Source organism: Cellulomonas dongxiuzhuiae (genome assembly GCF_018623035.1).
Classification (GTDB): domain Bacteria; phylum Actinomycetota; class Actinomycetes; order Actinomycetales; family Cellulomonadaceae; genus Cellulomonas; species Cellulomonas dongxiuzhuiae.
In genome coordinates, this window is sequence record NZ_CP076023.1 from 3,386,906 (window position 1) to 3,403,061 (window position 16,156).

At 76.2% G+C, this 16,156-nt stretch carries 14 protein-coding genes; 2 read left to right on the forward strand and 12 right to left on the reverse strand.

All coding sequences use genetic code 11. The features are described 5' to 3' along the window. Positions 1-61 precede the first annotated feature (61 nt). Entirely contained in the window at positions 62-832 is a 771-nt protein-coding gene (gene map, locus KKR89_RS15255) for a type I methionyl aminopeptidase (protein ID WP_208196190.1), read from the forward strand. Between the two features lie 18 nt (positions 833-850). Here map and KKR89_RS15260 read toward each other — a convergent pair whose 3' ends face one another. Genes KKR89_RS15260 through KKR89_RS15315 form a run of 12 tightly spaced genes read right to left on the reverse strand, consistent with a single transcriptional unit; the run spans position 851 to position 13,181 of the window. After that, positions 851-1,357, reverse strand: coding sequence for a hypothetical protein (locus KKR89_RS15260; protein ID WP_208196191.1), 507 nt, complete (start codon positions 1,355-1,357; stop codon positions 851-853). Further along, positions 1,357-1,890 carry a phage tail protein gene (locus KKR89_RS15265; RefSeq protein ID WP_251140915.1) on the reverse strand — a complete coding sequence of 178 codons (534 nt, stop codon included), beginning with the start codon at positions 1,888-1,890 and terminating at the stop codon, positions 1,357-1,359. Before KKR89_RS15265 ends, KKR89_RS15260 begins: the two co-directional genes overlap by 1 nt. Before the next feature lie 24 nt (positions 1,891-1,914). Then, positions 1,915-3,870: a putative baseplate assembly protein gene (locus KKR89_RS15270; RefSeq protein ID WP_208196192.1), complete on the reverse strand. Its 1,956-nt coding sequence runs from the start codon at positions 3,868-3,870 to the stop codon at positions 1,915-1,917. A gap of 1 nt (position 3,871) precedes the next feature. After that, entirely contained in the window at positions 3,872-4,309 is a 438-nt protein-coding gene (locus tag KKR89_RS15275; protein ID WP_243882641.1) for a GPW/gp25 family protein, read from the reverse strand. Next, positions 4,309-6,063 carry a phage baseplate assembly protein V gene (locus KKR89_RS15280; protein WP_208196193.1) on the reverse strand — a complete coding sequence of 585 codons (1,755 nt, stop codon included), beginning with the start codon at positions 6,061-6,063 and terminating at the stop codon, positions 4,309-4,311. The genes KKR89_RS15275 and KKR89_RS15280 overlap by 1 nt, the downstream gene beginning before the upstream one ends. Beyond that, positions 6,060-6,725, reverse strand: coding sequence for a CIS tube protein (locus tag KKR89_RS15285; protein ID WP_208196194.1), 666 nt, complete (start codon positions 6,723-6,725; stop codon positions 6,060-6,062). Before KKR89_RS15285 ends, KKR89_RS15280 begins: the two co-directional genes overlap by 4 nt. Further along, positions 6,725-10,003: a hypothetical protein gene (locus KKR89_RS15290; protein ID WP_208196195.1), complete on the reverse strand. Its 3,279-nt coding sequence runs from the start codon at positions 10,001-10,003 to the stop codon at positions 6,725-6,727. The genes KKR89_RS15285 and KKR89_RS15290 overlap by 1 nt, the downstream gene beginning before the upstream one ends. Then, positions 10,000-10,470 (reverse strand): phage tail protein, encoded by a 471-nt coding sequence (locus KKR89_RS15295; RefSeq protein ID WP_251140916.1) that lies wholly within the window; start codon positions 10,468-10,470, stop codon positions 10,000-10,002. Before KKR89_RS15295 ends, KKR89_RS15290 begins: the two co-directional genes overlap by 4 nt. Next, the gene (locus KKR89_RS15300; protein WP_177199566.1) at positions 10,463-10,636 is read right to left on the reverse strand and encodes a DUF6760 family protein; all 174 of its coding nucleotides are present in this window, start codon (positions 10,634-10,636) and stop codon (positions 10,463-10,465) included. The genes KKR89_RS15295 and KKR89_RS15300 overlap by 8 nt, the downstream gene beginning before the upstream one ends. Before the next feature lie 7 nt (positions 10,637-10,643). Continuing rightward, complete coding sequence (locus KKR89_RS15305) at positions 10,644-11,102, reverse strand: hypothetical protein (RefSeq protein ID WP_208196196.1); 459 nt, start codon at positions 11,100-11,102, stop codon at positions 10,644-10,646. Then, complete coding sequence (locus KKR89_RS15310; RefSeq protein ID WP_208196197.1) at positions 11,099-11,578, reverse strand: phage tail protein; 480 nt, start codon at positions 11,576-11,578, stop codon at positions 11,099-11,101. Before KKR89_RS15310 ends, KKR89_RS15305 begins: the two co-directional genes overlap by 4 nt. A gap of 34 nt (positions 11,579-11,612) precedes the next feature. Further along, positions 11,613-13,181 carry a phage tail sheath family protein gene (locus KKR89_RS15315; RefSeq protein ID WP_208196198.1) on the reverse strand — a complete coding sequence of 523 codons (1,569 nt, stop codon included), beginning with the start codon at positions 13,179-13,181 and terminating at the stop codon, positions 11,613-11,615. Positions 13,182-13,481: 300 nt separating this feature from the next. On the opposite strand from KKR89_RS15315, the gene KKR89_RS15320 reads away from it, so the two are divergent. Next, positions 13,482-16,121, forward strand: a complete 2,640-nt coding sequence (locus KKR89_RS15320) for a helix-turn-helix transcriptional regulator (RefSeq protein WP_208196199.1) — start codon at positions 13,482-13,484, stop codon at positions 16,119-16,121. The last annotated feature ends 35 nt before the right edge of the window (positions 16,122-16,156 follow it).

The window sequence follows — 16,156 nt, forward strand, 5'->3', positions numbered from 1 at the left end:
CGAGAGGATGGAGGGCACGCGCGGCACGCGTGCCCCGGGCGCGACGAGAGGGACACCCCAGGTGATCGAGATCCTCAGCCCCTCCGAGGTGGCACGCGCACGGGACACGGGGGCCCTGGTCGGCGAGATCCTGCAGGCGCTGCGCCGCCGCGCCACGGTGGGCACCAACCTGCTGCAGATCGACCGCTGGGCGCAGGCGATGATCCTCGACGCGGGTGCGCAGTCCTGCTACGTGGACTACGCACCGTCGTTCGGCCGCGGGCCGTTCGGCCACTACGTCTGCACGGCCGTCAACGACGCCGTCCTGCACGGCCTGCCGCACGACTACGCGCTGCGCGACGGGGACCTGCTGACGCTCGACCTCGCGGTGTCGCTGCGCGGCATCGCCGCGGACTCCGCGATCAGCTTCGTGGTGGGCGGGTCACCCGCCGCCGCCGACGTCGCGCTCATCGAGGCCACCGAGCGCGCGCTCGCCGCCGGCGTCGCCGCGGCCCGGCCCGGTGCGCGCATCGGCGACCTGTCGCACGCGATCGGCACGGTGCTCACGGGTGCCGGCTACCCCGTCAACACCGAGTTCGGCGGGCACGGAATCGGCTCAACCATGCACCAGGACCCGCACGTCGCCAACACCGGCCGCCCCGGCCGCGGCTACCCCCTGCGTCCCGGTCTGCTGCTCGCGCTCGAGCCGTGGGTCATGGCGGACACCGACCGGATCGTCACCGACGCGGACGGCTGGACCCTGCGCAGCGCGACGGGCTGCCGCACCGCGCACAGCGAGCACACGATCGCCATCACCGACGACGGCGCGGAGATCCTCACCCTCCCCCGCTGACCGACGTCAGCGGGTCCGTCAGGTCAGCACCACCATCGTCACGACGAACGCGACGCCCGCACCCAGCAGCGCGGCGACGAGCGCCACCACCCACGTGCGGGGGTGCGCGCACGGCACCGCCACGGGTACCTGGACGACCTGCGGCGCGGGCTCCGGCGCGGGGGGCGGCAGCAGCACGGGCGCCGGCCGCGGGGTCAGGTCGGAGCCGCAGCGCACGCACGGCCCGCGCGCGTGCGCGTTGTGCTCGCCGCAGACGAGGCACGCGACGACGACGCCCGCGAGCTCACCCTCGACGCCCGGCGACCGGCGCACGGGGGCCGGGTCGGCGTCCGACGCGGCCGCCCGGGCACCGCCTCGGTCGGCCCAGAACAGCGGGTAGTCGCACTGCGGGCAGAACGCGGACGCGTCACGGCGCAGCAGGTCCAGCGCCGCGCGCGTCCCGCACTCGGGGCACGTCACCGTGTCGGTCCCACCGCCCGCCGTCCGGCCCATGCCGGGCACCGGCTCGCGCATCACCTCGGTCATCAGGACTCCCCCTCCGGTCGGGGCCACACCGTGCGGCCCCCCACCACCAGCTCGACGTGCACGTGCGCCGGCACCTCGGCGCGCACCAGCTCGACCAGCTCGTCCTGCGTCAGCCGCCCGGTCGACGCGGCCTCGAGCCGCACCCACGCCGTGTCGGTCGGCTCGTCACCCAGCGCGTGCACCCCGCCGCCGTCGACCACGTGCGCCGGCCCGCCGGTGTACCCCTCGAGCAGCACGCGCAGACCGTGCGCCGTACCCCGCCACGGCAGCGCGGCCGCCCCGGCGACGAGCAGGTCGCGCTGCAGGTCCTCCGGGAGGTCGGCGTCGAGCCCGGGCAGGCCGATCCAGCGCGCCAGGTAGCGCACCATCTCGGTCGGTGCGAGCCCGGGGTCGGCCAGGTACGGCAGGTTGTCCGGGTGGGCCAGCAGCGTCTCGGCCTCCGCCTGGAAGATGCGCACGAACCGCGAGAAGAAGTCCTCCGCGACCATGCCCGCGGGCAGCTGCGCGAGCAGCCAGTCCTCAGCGCGTCCCACGTCGCGCCCCCGTCGCCGCGAACGTCATCGGACGACCACGCGGTGCTCGGCCGACAGGAGCAGCGTGTCGGGGTCGATCGCGAGGGACTCGCGGCCCTCGCCGACACGCCGGCCGTTGCGCAGGTCGTACGCGAACAGCGTGACCTCGTCGACGCCCAGGACGCCGTCGACGCCCTCGGCGACCTGCGCGACCGTGGTCGCGCTCAGCGTCTGGCCGAACGGCCAGCCCGTGCCCTGCGGCCCGCCGACCAGCGGGTGCACGAACCGGGTGAGCGCCTCGACGACGCGCTCGCGCACCGCCTGCACGGGCCGCCCCGGGACCGCGCGCACGAGCGCCGCGACGGACACCCCGTGGTAGAACGGCGCGCCCAGCCCGACGGACACACCGACGGTCCGGCGCAGGTCCAGCTCCGCCGCGACGACGTCGAGCAGCCGCGGCGAGAGCACGAAGTCGTCGATGGTGTGGGTGCGCGGGTCGCTGCGCACCTGCGGCACCAGCAGCACGTGCACGGGGCGGGCGGGGCCGTCGGGCGGCACGGGCAGGCAGCGGGCCCGGGCGACCTCGACGGACGCCTGCCGGGCGACCTGCTCGAAGTCGGACGCCGTGACCGCACGCTGCCCGGTGCGCAGCGCCAGCGGGCCGCGGACCTTGGCCTCGTCGACCGTCTCCGCGTCGACGCCGCCCGTGGCGGGCACGAGGTTGGCGACCGAGCGCACCGACGGCAGCGCGGTGCGCAGCGACGTCACGGTGCGCGCCCCGACGTTGCCGCCGGACCCACCACCGGTCCGGTAGCCCGTGACGCGCACCTGGGCGCCGTCGGGCGGCACCGCGCCGTGCTGGCGGGTGCGGCCGTCGGGCTGGCGGACGGCGGGACCGAACCGCACCTCGCCCGTCGCGGAGTCCCACACGACGTGCCGGTCGCCCGGGCCCGACGCGGAGAAGTCCGGGACCTCGTCCCACTCGGTCGCGCCCGTGCGGTCGACGACGACGACGCGCTCGTCGGCGCGCCGCGTCGCGACCGGTGCCGCGGAGACCGTGAACCGCTGGGCCGGGCGTCCGTCGGACCGCCCGAGCACCTCCGCGGGCATCGCCTGCGCGTGCTCGGCCGGCACGCTGACGCCGACCGTGCGGACGCGCACGGACCCGACCTGCGGGGACGCCTGGTACGCGGGGCGGCCGTCGGCGCGGTCGAGCAGGCGCGCGCGCAGCCAGTAGGCGGTCGTCCCGCCGATCGTCAGGGGCGTGTGCCGGTCGCCGACGAGCAGGACCACGGCACCGTCGCGGTTGAGGCCGCCCGTGGTGTCCTCGTCGACGAGCGTCGGCACCCAGGCCTCACCGCTCCACACCTCCCACGCCAGGGGCGGGCGCGTCGGGTCGACGCCGATGCCCTCGGCGTGCGCGGTCACGTCCAGGCGCAGCACGAGGTCCGCGAGCGGGTCGGCGCAGCCCAGGTAGAGCGCGTCGCCGTCGCGGATGGGCGACGACGGGAAGCAGCGGACGCTCTCGCCCGGCACCTGCAGGGCCTCCCACACGTCGCTCGACGCGGCACCGTCGGGCCCGGCGGTGCGGGCGGCGACGAGCCGCGGCGGCACCGCGACGGCCTCGGTCGACGTCGCGAACACCACGGGCTCCTGCCCGCCGACCGTCACGGTCGAGACCGCGGTGCCCTCGGGGATCACGACGGGCTCGTTCGCCGGCGCCGCGAGCCGGAACGTCAGGCGCGTGTGCGCGACCGACGGCGGGAACGGCTCGACACCGACGAGGCCCAGGAAGTGGGCGTACATCCGCTCCGGCACCTGGTTGACCCGGTACAGCACCATCTCGCCGACCCACGCGAACAGCTCGACGAGCGCCACACCGGGGTCGGACAGGTTGTGGTTGGTCCACTCGGGCGTGAAGCGCGGGATGAGGCGTTTGGTCTCGTCGACGATGTCCTGGAACCGGCGGTCGTCGAGGTTCGGCGGGTCGAGCGGCGGCATGTCAGGAGTCCTCGCGGGGGATCACGTAGAAGGGGAACACCAGGTTGCGGCGGTCGTTGGTCGACCGGACCTGGTAGTCGATCTGGATGTGGAGCAGGCCCGACTCGCCGGGGTCCTGCACGGGGCGCACGTCCTCGACGTCGACGCGCGGCTCCCACTGGGCCAGCGCGTCGCGCACGGCCTGGCGCACCAGGCCGACGAGGTTGGGGGTGATGGGCTCGAAGAGCAGGTCCCAGATGCGGCAGCCGAACGCGGGGCGCATGAGGCGCTCGCCGGGTGCCGTGAGCAGGACGACGCGCATGGCGTCCTCGACGTCGCCCGTGCCGTCGGTCATGGCGATCGAGCCGGTGTGGTCGACCGTGAACGGCCACGCGAAGCCGCGCCCGACGAAGTCCGCGGCCACCGTCATGCCGTTGTGGGTGTGCTGGAGGTCGCTCATCAGTTGATCGCCACCGGGTTGCCGACGACCTTCGTGGGGCCGGACGCCGAGATCTCGGCGGTGCCGCTGGCCTTGAGCGCGACCTGCGCGCCGGTGATCTCGACCTTCGCGGTGCCCTCGATCTTCACGGTCGTGCCCTTCAGCCGTAGCTCGTTGTCCGCCTGCAGCTCGATGTCGGTGCCGCGCACGGTGACGCGTCCCGTGCCGTCCAGCTCGATCGACGACGACCCGGCCACGATGCGCAGCGGGATCTTCCCGACCTCGAGGACGGCCTTCTGCTGCGAGATCCGCAGGCCGTGGCCCGCGGCGCCGAGCGCGAGCTCGACGTACGCCTCGTCGCCGGACTCGCCGTCGCCGAGCACGAGCCGCTGCCCGTGGCGCGAGTGCATCGAGCGCACGCGCGGCCCGCCGTCCGCGCGGACGGTCTGCGGCGGCGGGGCGGACGCCGAGTGCAGGCCCCCGAGCACCACGGGCCGGCTGACGTCGCCGCCCTCGAACGCGACGAGCACCTCGTCCCCGGGCTCGTGCTGCAGGACCATGCCGCCGGCGCTGCCCCCGCCGGGAGCGAGCACGCGCGCCCAGTCCGACGACGTGCGGTCCGACGCGGTCACGTACGTGACGCGCACGCGCCCCAGCCGGTCGGGGTCGTCGGTGCTGTTGACGGTGGCGACCACGAGGCCCGTGTGCCGCGCCGACCGCTCCCCCGCGCCGGCCGCCGCGTCGCCCAGGCGCACGGGCTCGCGGTCGCCCGCGACGAACGACGTGCGCGACGCGCGGCCGTCGAACCGGTGCTCGACCTCCTGCACGTAGTACGTGCCGTCGAGGGGGCCGCCCTCCGCGACATCGACCTCGCCGCCGGGCACGACGTCCGGCAGCAGCGCCCCGCGGCCCCGCGCCTCGACGCGCCCGTGCCGCGCGGCCAGCGCCTCCGCGCGCACCTGCGCCTCCTCGGCCGAGCGCACCTGCAGCCCCCCGACCTGGATCTGCGGGGTCGCCCCGTGCGCGTCGACGCGCGCCGTGAACCCCGCGCGCGGCGCGGGTGCGTCGGCGGTCGCGCGCACGGCCGTCGTCGTCGCGGCGTCCCAGCCCTGCACGACGTACGTCGCGTCGGGCCGGCCGACCTGCCGCGCGGACAGCTCGTCGAGGTCGACGCCGACGGTCACGCGCGTGCGGCGGGACCCCGACGCCGTTCCCGAGGCCCGCTCCCACACGCGCAGCGTCGTGCCGTCGACGACCCAGTCCAGCCCGGACGCGACGGCCAGGTCGTCGACGAGGCCCAGCGGCGAGTCCGCCTGCAGGTGCCACGGCTCGGTCCGTGACGACGGCCAGCCCTGCACGCTCAGCCGCGCCGCGCGCGCGAGCTCGGCGACCACCTGGGAGGCGTCGACGTTGGCGCGCGCGACCACGCTCGCGTCGGTGGTCAGCGCGTACGCGCCGTCGTGCGCCGTGACCGTCGTGGTGCTGCCGTGGTCGTCCGCCCGGGTGCCGAGCGCCGTGACGGTGCCGGTGAACAGGGACGTGCCGTCGGCACGCACCTCGACGTCCTGCCCGATGGCCAGGCGCGACGTGACCAGTGCGTACCCGCGGTCGACGAACGTCAGGGACGCTCGCCCGACGGTGCGCACACCCCGCTGCACGCGGACGTCGAGGAGGTCCGCGAGCTCGGTGATGCCCAGCGCGCGCCCGCCCAGGCGCACGTCGAACGACGTGTGCGCCAGCGGGTTGAGCCGGGCGGTGCCGAGGTCGGTGCTCACGCGTCACCCCGGGGGACGGACAGCACGGTGCCGGGTCGCAGGTCCAGCGGGTCCTGGATGCCGTTGGCCTCGGCGAGCGCACGCCAGCGCGTCGGGTCGCCGTAGTGCTGCGCGGCGATGCGGTCGAGCGTCTCGCCGGCCTGCACGCGGTGCACGCGGTGCGGCTGCGGCGTCCCCGACGTCGGGTTCTGCGGGCCGAACGCGCGCGACGGCTCGTACTGCCGCAGCTCGAGCGACGCCCGGGCGCGCAGCGGCGTCCCCGACGCCGAGAAGTACGTGAACGTCAGCTCGAGCGCCGCGACGACCGCCGTGAACGAGTGCAGGTCGCCCCAGTGGAACGTCACGGTCGGCGGGCGCAGGTTGCCCGTGGCCTCGTCGGCGCCCGGCAGCGACGGGTCGACCTCCATGAGCTCCAGCAGGCGCCCGGTGTGCCGGGTGACGTCGGTGCCGTCGTGCGTCGTGTCGAAGAACAGGTCGACCGAGAGCACGCCCGACGACGAGCCCGCGTACCGCAGCCGCGGCACGCCCCGCCCGGGGCGGGGGTCGCCGACCCAGTGGTTCTCGCGCGTGAGCTGCAGCTGTGCCGGGTTGAAGAGGCAGGGCACCTTCTGCCCGCCCTCGATCTCGAGGAAGGCCTTGACCGGTGCCGTCGTCGCCGCCATCAGAAGACCTCTCGCGTCTGGCGCCACGCGCGCCGCTCGTCCTGCTCGGCCAGCCGTGCCTCCACGATGCGCACGACCCGGTCGTCCAGCTCGTGCTCCAGCCAGGACGTCAGCTCGGCGCGCAGCCGCCGCTCGACGTCCGCCTGCGGGGTGCGTACCTCGTCGTGCACGGGGGTCCTCTCCTGGCCGAGCGGGGCGAGCCATCGTCGGACGACGGTCGGCCCGGAGGGCTGGGCGGATGTGACGGTGGACGGTGCGGGGCCGCCGGCCGACCGCGCGGACGACGCCGCGCCCGGCACCCCGGCCACCGCACCCGTCGACGCGGGTGCGGGCGACGGGACGGGGGCGTCGCGCCGCACGACCGTGCGCGGCGGCACCATGGTCAGGCGCCGGACGGGAACGGTCGAGGCGGCCGCGAACACGGGGGCCGCCCCGGGCGGCGTCGAGGCCGCACCGAACGGGCGCGCGGCGGCGTGCCACGAGGCAGGAGCGCCCAGCGGTGCCGCCGGCGTCGCACGACCCGGCGTCGGTGCCGGCAGCGCACCCAGGGCACCGGAGGCCCCCCGCGCGGTCCGGGCCACCGCCGGCAGCGTCGGTGCGCTGACCGCGGCGCGCAGGGCAGGTGCGCCCACGGCGGCGCGCACACCGACCGGCTGCAGGGCACGTGCGAACCCACCCGCGCCCCGCAAGGAGGCGACGGCGGGGGTCCGCCTGACAGGTCCGCCAGGGCGCCGCGTCGCCGTGGGCACCGACCCTCCGGGCACGCGACGACCGGGCGCGGCGGGCGCCCCGGTGGAGGTCGTCGCGAGGGGCGCCGCGGAGCGCGCGGGAGCGTCCTGCGCCGTGAGCCGTGCGGACGGCGTCACAGCCGGCGCCGAGGGCGTCGCCGACGAGGTCGAGGCGGTCGTCGCGGAGGTCGTCGAGGGGGTGGGTGGCGTCGTCGACGAGGCCGCGGCGGTCGCCGCTCGCGCCGCGGACGTCGGCTCCCGTCCGGCGGAGGTCGCCCCGGCCGGGGGCCCGTGGGTCGGGACGGGGCCGACCGCACGGGCCGCGGCGGCCACGGTCGGCGCCGTCGGGGCGACGGACCGGCGCACCGGTGCGGCCGGCACGTGCCGGATCTCGTGCGCAGGCGCACCGGCCGACGGGCGGGCGCCGGGGCGGGCGCCGGCGCCGTGGACCGCCGCAGCCCCGTGCCGGCCGACGGGCAGCGTCGGGGTGCTCGTGCCCAGGCCCGTGCTGCGCCGCGCGAGGCCGCGACGGTGGCCGGCACCGGGAACCTGGCCGGCGGCGTGCCGGGACCCCGGCGCGGCGGTCGCCGCGAGTCCCGCACGGGCCGGACCACGGGCGGCCGTGCCCGGCGCGGGCAGGCCGGGGCGGGGCCCGGCCGGACCGGCGGCCGGGACGACGAGGGAGGCACGGCCGGACAGCGAGGTCGCAGGGCCGGCGGTCGACGGGGTGGGGGTCGCCGGGGTCGTGGTCGTGGTCGACGAGCTCGCGGTCGACGAGTTCGCGCTCGACGCGGTCGTGGTCGACGAGTTCACGGTCGACCAGTTCGCGGTCGACGCGGTCGTGGTCGACGGCGCCGTGGTCGACGAGGTCGCGGTCGACGTGGTCGTGGTCGACGGCGCCGTGGTCGACGAGGTGGCGGACGCCGGGACGGTGGGGGGACGGCCGGTCGTCACCGGGGTGCTCGCAGGACGCGTGACCGCGCCCGGGACGGGCGCCGGGGCGGACGCAGCCCGGTGCGTCGCGCCGCGCGCGACCGACGCAGGTCCGGCGGTAGCGGCGGTCACGGTGCCCGGCGCGGTCCGCGACCCGGCGTGCACGCCGGGCGCCGCTGCCGTCGAGACGCTCGCCGGGGCGGCGGCTTCCACGGACGTGCGCCCCTGCCCGAGCGACACGCGGCGCACCGCCGCCCCCCGGGCACCGACCGGTGCACCGACAGGGGCGGCCGCGCGGCGCACGTCCAGGTCGCGGGACCCGCGCAGCGCCAGGGCGGCGCGGCGCACCGGGCCCGCCAGCGCCGTCACCGCGGACGGCAGGCCGGCCGCGGCGCGGGGCGTCCGGCCGACGAACGCGCGTCCGGGCGCCGTCGCGCGGCCTCCGGCGGGCGTGGCGCGGCCTCCGGCGGGCGTGGCGACGTGACGCCCGGTCGTCGCCAGGCGACGGACCGGACCGGCCGCCGCCGGGTCCGTGGGCGCAGCGGCAGCCGACGGTGCAGCGGCACGGATGCTCGTGGGGACGGCGGCGCCCGTGGGGACGGTCGTGCCCGTGGGGACGGCGGTGCTCGCGCGCGCGGCGCCCGTGGGCGCGGCAGCGCTCGTGGGTGCGGTGGCGCTCGTGGGTGCGGCGGCGCTCGTGGGTGCGGCGGTGCTCACGTGCGCGGCGCGGATCGTGGATCCGGCGGGGCTCACGGCTGTGCCGGCACCGGCGCCCGTCGTCGCGGGCGCGGTCCCCGCGGGGGCCACGGACGCCCCCGACGTGCCGGCAAGGGCAGCCGGTGCGGGCGTGCTGCCGGACGGCGTCACGGACCGGCGGGACGCCGGCAGGCCGCCCGGTGCGGACGGACGCACCGTCGACGCCGCGGCACGTGCGGCGGCTCGGCGGCGCAGCGCGGCCCCGGCGTGGACCTGCCGCCGCACCAGCGCACCGCCGGGTCCCGGACGCCCGGGCCCGACGGACCCGTCACCGGCGGCCGTCGTCCTCGTCGGCACCGCAGCGCCCGGCGCGGTTTGCGCGGGTGACGGCTGCTGCGGCGCCGGCGACGGCCCCGGGCGGCTCCGGGCGGCCCGCCGTCGTGGTGCGACGTCGGACGGTGTGGTCATGGTGCCGACCGCGCGGACCACGTCCGGCAGCCGCATGGGCACGACCCGCGGCGCGAGGCGCGCCTGCACGGCACCGGGCCGGTGGCCGCGCTCGTCGGGCAGCCGGTCGGCGGAGCGGGGCAGACCGCGCGGGCGGTCGCGATGCGCGGCGACGACGACGTCGTCCTGCGCCGCCCGGGCACGGCGCGTGGCCGCCAGGTCGCCGGACCACCAGCGCGGCGGGCGCACGTCGCCGGCCACGCGCGCCGCGGGGGCCGTCGCGGGCCCCGCGAGCGCACGGCGCACGGCGACCGGCCGTCCCGACCCGGCGGCGAACCGGGCCGCGGCCGACGCGAGCGAGCCGATCGCGGCCGGACGCGGCCGCCCGACGGGACCCGGCCGCCGCCACCGCTGCGCGACGGCGGCACCCAGCGGGGTCGCGGGAGCAGCCGTGTGCGCGCCCGCGGTCGTCATCGCGTCACCGCACGGAACCCGTGGTGCGCGACCTCGAGCGTCTCGGTGAGGGGCGCGTCGGAGTCCGCCGACAGGGACGGTCCCGTCCAGCTGACCGCGAACACGCCGTCGAGCTCCCAGGACCGCATGCGGTTGCCACGGTCGTCGATGACGGTCACGGCACCGGTCGCCCGCGTCAGCGTGTCGTTGTTGCCGGCGAAGCCCTGCCCGGAGGACCGCTGCACCCAGCCGAAGAGCGCGTCGGACTGCACCATGCCGCGCGTGAACACCAGGTGCGGCCAGCGCATCACGCCGGGCAGCTGGTGCACGTACCCGTTCTGGCCGCCCTCGACGTGCTCGACGACGTCGACGTCGAGGCGCAGACCCTGCACGTCGCGGAACGTGCCGATCTCCACGCCGTCGACCTCCAGCAGGAACCTGCTGGAGGTCGTCGGACCACCACCGCCCAGAGACGTCTGCTCAGACACTCTCGCGCACCGCCTCCCACGCCTGCTCGTTCATCGCCGCGACCGCCCGGACCATGCGGACCCGGTCGAGGTGCTCGAGGTCCAGCAGGTCGTCCAGCGGCCAGTGCAGGTGGTACGCCAGGTAGGCGATCTCCTGCCAGACCGCGTCGACGGGGTAGCGCAGCACGGTCCGGTCACCGGGTCTCGGCCGGGAGCTCCTCGATCGCCGAGCGCGCGGGACGCGCGTGCACGAAGCCCGCGTCCGGCACGTCGGCGACCGGGGCCGGCTCCTCGACGGCGGCCGGCGCCACGTGCGCGGCGTCGTCCTGCCCGGCGAGGAACTCCTCGACCTCGGCCGGGGTGCCGAAGTTGATGACGCCGTAGAAGTCCTGCAGGTACGCCAGGTCGGCGGCGAACAGGCCCTCGATCTCGTGCGTCGTCACCAGCTCCAGCGCACCCAGGCGCTCGACGACCCGTGCGAGCACCACGACGGTCAGCCGCGGGTCGTCCGGGCCGCTGATCGTGGGGTCGCGCAGCGGCTCCAGCTCGTCGCGAGCCGTCGCCAGGCGCATGACGCCCTCGCGGTGCAACGCCCCCTCGCGGTCGACGTAACCGCGAGGGAGCGTGAACTCGTACTGCGTGCGCAGGGTCACGTGACCCGCTCGAGCCGCTCGATGACGATCGAGACGGTCTCCTTGATGGCGTCCGACCCGTCGACCGACAGCTGGTCGGTCGAGATCTTGCTCGGCCAGCCGTTGAAGAAGTTGAACCGCGCGACCTCCTTGGCCCCGGCGTCGTACAGCACGACCGAGCCGTTCTTGCGGTTCTTCGCGCGGTCGCCGGACAGGCCGCCCTGGCGGACCGCCTTGAACCACTTCCACAGCTCGTCGTTCGCGATGTTGGCGGGTGCCACGCGGGTCAGCTGCAGGTCCGCGACCTCGACGGTCTGGCCGAGGAACTTGACCTGCTGCTTCTTGCCGTCCTTGCCGATCTGGGTGACCTTGCCGACACCCACCTCGACGTCCAGACCGGACACCGAGACGAGGGCGCTGACGACCTTCCCGTCGAGCTCGAGGAAGAAGTTCTGGGAGATGATCGGGTCGGCACTGAACAGTCCGGTGCTTGCCATGCGGTGCTCCTGTGGTAGTCGGGACGCTCAGCCGTCAGGCCGCGCTCTGCTTGTTCTGGCTGATGCGGAAGACGACGAACTCGGCGGGCTTGACGGGCGCGAGCCCGACCTCGACGATCAGCCGGCCCGCGTCGATGGACTCCGGCGGGTTGGTCGTCTCGTCGCAGCGGACGAAGAAGGCCTGGTCGGCGGTCGAGCCGAACAGCGCGCCCGTCTGCCACAGGCCGTGCAGGTACCCGGTGAGGGTGCGCTTGACGCCCTCCCACAGGGTCACGTCGTTCGGCTCGAAGACGGCCCACTGGGTGCCCTCGAGGATCGTCGACTCGACCATGTTGAACAGCCGGCGCACGTTGATGTACTGCCAGTCGGTGTCCGACGCGAGGGTGCGGGCACCCCAGATGCGGATGCCGCGGGTGCCGAACGGGCGGATCGCGTTGACGCCGATCGGGTTGAGGAAGCCCTGCTCGGTCTGCGTGACGGAGCGCTCGACGTCCAGGACGCCGCGGATCGTGTCGTTGGCCGGGGCCTTCCACACGCCGCGCGTCTCGTCCGTGCGCGCCCACACGCCGGCGACGTGGCCCGACGGCGGGATGACGATCTCGGCCGAGGCGCCCGAGCCGAGCGGGTTCTCCACCTTGATCCAGGGGTAGTACATGGTGGCGAACGCCGAGTCGTACTGCGCGACGTCGGAACGCCACTCCTTCATCTGCTGCGGGGACATCCCGGGGGGCGCGTCCAGCAGCGCCATGCGGTTCGCGTGCAGCTCGCAGTGCGCGATGAGCGCGGTCTGCACGGCCTTCCACAGGCCGAGGTCCAGGGTGCCGTCCTCGCGCGTCGCGGCGGTGACGAGGTCGGGGACGGCGACGATCGTGACGTCCTCGGCGATCGCCAGGCCGTTGATGCCGGTGCGGGCGGCCTCCGAGCCGGCGAACTTGCGGCCGGTGACGGGCACCTTCACGGGCTCCGCCTGCTGCAGCGCGTACGTGCCGGGGCGCATCAGCTCGAGCTGGCTGGACAGGTCCGTGGCGTCGTCGAGACGGATCTCGAGCTTGACCTTGGTGGACGTCTTGTTGACGACGGTCGCCGCGTCACGCGCGCCGCCCAGGCTCAGGCCGGGGAACGTCTCGACGGCCTCGTCACCCTCGACGACGGTGAGCGTGAACGTCGTCGGACCCTCGAGGTCCTCCGGGGCGTCGTCGCTCTGCACGACCACGGACAGCTTGGCGTCGGGCTCGACGGACTCGACGGCCACCGGCAGGCCGAGCGCGCGGTCGGACGCGGGCAGCTCGAGCGTCGCCGGCTTGCCGGACGGCTCCGCGTTCGGGACGCGCACGATGTAGGCCATCGTGCCGCCGTTGAGGAAGTAGCCGTAGACGGACAGCGGCAGCATCGCGCCGTCGACGAAGCTGCCGTACAGGGCCTCGTACTGGGTCCAGCTCGTCACCAGGCGCGGGGCGAGGCCCTGCGGGTCGGCCGGGTCGTCCGACGGGGCCTGGGCGGTGAAGCCCACGAAGGCCGTCACGGCGGTGGGCGCCGAGGACAGCACCTTCTGGGACGAGGGGATCTCCTCGACGTACACGCCGGGCGCGGTGTAGGTGGGCACTGGTGGGTCCTTCTCTCGATCGTGAGGTCCCCGCGCGGCGGCCGGTCGGGATCCGGCGTGCTGCGGGTCGTCGTGAGGCTAGGCAGGGGCGGTGCGGCGGGACATCGGTAATCGCTACCGAGGTTGTGCCGGCGCCCCGACGACGGGCGTTCGGGTGACCCTCGAACGGGTGAACCGCGCCACCTGGGCGATGGTTCAGGCAGCCTTCGTCGCACTTGCCCGTCTCGCTCACCGGGACGCCCTCCCACCTGCGCCCCCCGGCGGCGACGTTCGTCCTACGCACCACCGCCCGGAGCCGCTATGACCAGGTCAGACGCCCGCCCACCCGCGGGGCGCGCAGGGACGTCCGCGATCGTCCCCACGCCCCACCGGGCCCTCTCGGCCCCGGCGGCCCCTGCCACCGTCCTGCAGCCCGAGCTGGTCGACCACCTGACCGCGTCCCTCGCCGGCGGCCGCAGCGTCCTCGTCGTCGGTGACGCCGGGTCCGGCAAGACGCACGCGGTCGCCCGGACCCTCGAGCGGCTGCGTGCCCAGCACCACGACCTCCACATCGTGCACATCACCGGCACGGGCACCCACGACGGGCTGCCGCTCGGCGCGCTCGAGCCGCTGCTGGACGACCCCGCGGCGGCCTTCGGGGACCTCGCCGGGACCCTGCGCTCGCTCGCCGCGAACCTCGAGCGCCGCCGCGGCAGCGGCCGGCTCGTGCTGCGCGTCGAGGACGCCCACCGCCTCGACGACGCCTCCGCCCGCGCGCTCGACTGGCTGGTGCGGCAGGACTCCGTCCAGGTCGTCGCGACGCTGCGGCAGAGCTGGGCGGCACGCTCGCCGTGGGCCGCGCTGTGGAAGGACGACGTCGTCGAGCGGCTCGACGTCGCACCGCTGACCAGGGAGGCCGCCGAGCGGTGGCTGACCGCCGAGCTGGGCGCCCCGGTCACCGCGGACACCACGGACCGTCTGTGGCGCACGTCGGGCGGCAGCGCGACGCGCCTGCGTGAGGCGGTGCACGACGCGCGGGCGTCGGGCGCGCTGGAGCAGCGCAACGGCGCGTGGGTGTGGCGCGGCGGCCAGCAGGGCCGCTCGCGCACGCTCGACCTGGCCGAGCTGGACCTGCAGGGCGTCAGCACGCAGGGCAAGGCCGCCCTCGAGGTCTGCGCCGTCGTCTGCCCGGTCGCGCTGGACGTGCTGCTGGACCTGGTGCCCGCGGCCGCTGTCGACGAGCTCGTGCTCGCCGGTGCCGTCACCATGACGACGGCCGCGACCGTCACCGGCGGCACCGTGCGCGTCGTCGACCTCACGATGCCGGCCTACGCCGACGTGGCGCGCGCGTGGATCCCCGCGTCGCGGCAGCGCGAGCTGCTGCAGCGCGCGCTCGAGGCGCCGGTCGCCCACGGCGTGGCGGCCACCTCGCTCATCCGCTCGGTCTCGCTGGCGATCGACCTGGGCATGGACGTGCCGCCGGCGCGCGTGCAGGAGGCGCTCACGGCGGCGTTCACGATCCACCAGCACGACTCGGTCGTCATGCTGACGACCGGCGTCCTCGCCTCGTCGCCCCCCGGGGCCGCAGCGGCGCAGCTGCACGCGCTGCGCGGTGACGCGCGGGTCATGCTCACGGAGCTCGCCGAGGCCGAGCGCGACTTCTCGCGTGCGGCCGAGCTGCTGGCCGAGGGTCCGCTCGACGTCGCGAGCGCCACGCTGCTGCTGCACGTGGCCGACATGGCCGCGCTCGTGGCGCACCGGCGCCTGGGGGACGTGGACCGCGCGCTGGCGCGCCTCGACGAGATCGTGCGACCGCTGCGCGAGGCCGACCCGGTGCTGCCCGCCCTGCGCTGGCGCGACGAGGTCGAGGTGACGCGACTGACACGGCTGGGGTACGCGGGTCGCCTCGAGACGATCGACGCCGCGCTGGTCGCCCTGGAGGGCGGTGCCCACCCGGCGCGTCGCGTGTCGCTCGCCCCCCCGACCGCCATGGGGCTGGGCGAGAGCGGGCGGCTGCACGAGGCCTTCGCGCTGTGCACGCGGTTCGGCGAGATCGCCGCCGCGCACGAGGACCTGCACCGCTGGGGACGCGGCGAGGTGCTCGTCGCGACGTTCTTCACGCTGCTGTGGTCGGGCGAGGTCGAGGCGGTCCGCGCCGCGCTCGCGCCGACCGCCGCCGACGCGCCCATCGCCGTCGAGTGGGCGACCGTCCACACGGCCCTGGGCCTGCTGGCGATCGCCGACGGCTCCTGGAACGACGCCCGCACGCACCTCGCCACCGCCCGCGCGCGGTTCGACGAGACCGACCTCACCGGACTGGCGTCGTACTCGCTGACGGCCGAGGCCACGGCCGCCGCGGCCTGCGGCGACGCAGCGGCCGCGCGCGACCTGCTGGAGCAGGCGTCGCGCGCGTCGGTCGGCTCGGCCCGGGCGATGGAGGGCGACCTGCGGGTCCGTCGTCTGGACGCGCTGTCGTGGCTGCGCAGCGCCGACCTCGTGGCAGAGGCCCGTGCGGTCGCCCGCTGGGCCCGTGAGCGTGGCGCCGCACGCGTCGAGCTGGAGGCGCTGCACCGCTGGATCGACGCGAGCCGTCGCGCCGGTGGCCAGGCCGACCCGGCCCTCGTGGCCCGTGTGCGGAGCCTGGGGGCCGTCTGCGACGGTGCGCGCTCGGCGGCGCTCGTCGCGCACGTCGAGGCGCTCGCGGCGCAGGACGCGGACCTCGCCCGCATCGCCGAGCGCGAGCTCAACCGCCGCGGGCTGTGGCTGCCGCCGCTCGGCGCATCGGTCGCGCTGACCTCGCGCGAGCAGGAGATCGCGTCGCTGGCCGCGGGCGGCCTGACGAGCCGGGCGATCGCGCAGCGCCTCGTGCTGTCGACGCGTACGGTCGACTCGCACCTGTCGCGCGTGTTCGCCAAGCTCGGCGTGCACTCGCGCGAGGAGCTGGCGAACGTGCTGCGCTGACGTGCCGCCCGCCGGGTGGAACTCCGCCCGGCGTC

What these genes read in the sequence shown, in the direction of transcription:
- KKR89_RS15260 (WP_208196191.1), bottom strand. Translation starts at nt 1,357, where the DNA reads ATGACCGAGGTGATGCGCGAGCCGGTGCCCGGCATGGGCCGGACGGCG.
- KKR89_RS15270 (WP_208196192.1), bottom strand. Translation starts at nt 3,870, where the DNA reads ATGCCGCCGCTCGACCCGCCGAACCTCGACGACCGCCGGTTCCAGGAC.
- KKR89_RS15275 (WP_243882641.1), bottom strand. Translation starts at nt 4,309, where the DNA reads ATGAGCGACCTCCAGCACACCCACAACGGCATGACGGTGGCCGCGGAC.
- KKR89_RS15285 (WP_208196194.1), bottom strand. Translation starts at nt 6,725, where the DNA reads ATGGCGGCGACGACGGCACCGGTCAAGGCCTTCCTCGAGATCGAGGGC.
- KKR89_RS15290 (WP_208196195.1), bottom strand. Translation starts at nt 10,003, where the DNA reads ATGACGACCGCGGGCGCGCACACGGCTGCTCCCGCGACCCCGCTGGGT.
- KKR89_RS15310 (WP_208196197.1), bottom strand. Translation starts at nt 11,578, where the DNA reads ATGGCAAGCACCGGACTGTTCAGTGCCGACCCGATCATCTCCCAGAAC.
- KKR89_RS15320 (WP_208196199.1), top strand. Translation starts at nt 13,482, where the DNA reads ATGACCAGGTCAGACGCCCGCCCACCCGCGGGGCGCGCAGGGACGTCC.